This window comes from Streptomyces sp. LS1784, from assembly GCF_020103755.1.
Taxonomy (GTDB): Bacteria; Actinomycetota; Actinomycetes; order Streptomycetales; family Streptomycetaceae; genus Kitasatospora.
The window spans coordinates 1-854 of record NZ_JAHSQD010001178.1 but is presented as its reverse complement, the minus strand read 5'-3'; the positions used below and the strand labels follow the sequence as shown (position 1 = coordinate 854).

Here is an 854-nt window from a genome sequence, read left to right as displayed (position 1 = left end):
GGCGGCGCCGGCGGGGGCGGCGCCGGCGGGGGCGGCACCGGAGGGATCGGGGGCACCGGCGGCGGGACGGGCGGCGGCAAGGGCGGAAAGACCGGCGGCATCGGCGGGACCGGCGGTGGCGGGACGACCGGCATGGTCCCGCTGCTGGACAAGGACGGCAAGCCGCTGCTCGGCAAGGACGGCAAGCCGCAGATGGTCCCGCCCGGCACCCGCGTCAACGACAAGGGCCAGCTGGTCGACAAGGACGGCAAGCCGCTGCTGGACAAGGACGGCAAGCCCCGGACCGTGCCGCCGGGCACCGTCGTGGGCCAGCCCGGTACGGGCTCCGGCGGCTCCACCACCGGGTCGGGCGGCACGGGCACCGGCTCGGGCGCGCCGTTCAAGGTGCCGCCGGGCTCGAAGAAGAACGACGACGGGACGGTCACCGGCCCCGACGGCACGCTGGTGCGGGACTCCAATGGCAACCCGGTGGTGCTCGGCAAGGACCGGACCATCGCCGAGGACGGCACCGTCAAGGACGCGAACGGGCGGCCGGTCTCGCAGTTCGAACAGCTGCTCACCGACGAGGAGCACGCCCTCTCCAGGGGCGCAGGGGGCATCCGCACCGGCGGGGGCGGCAGTTGGAGCGGACTGCCCGGCTCGATCGGCGGTGGCGGCATCTCCTTCGGCTCGGGCGGCTCCGGCGGAGCCGGCTCCGACCTGTTCGGCGAGCCGCGGGCCGGTGGGGGTTCCGCCCCGAAGACCGTCGGCGGCGTCGCCTCCGGCCCGGCGAACCTCGGTGTCGGCGGCCGGTTGGCCTCGGCCATGGGCGTCAAACCGACGGCCGAGCTGGCCGCCGAGGAGGCCGCCGCCGG

The 854-nt window shown here is 76.6% G+C and carries 1 pseudogene; it reads left to right on the top strand.

The window, feature by feature from the left end:
• Positions 1 to 854 (top strand): annotated as a pseudogene (locus tag KS423_RS46405) (hypothetical protein); the annotation flags it as partial.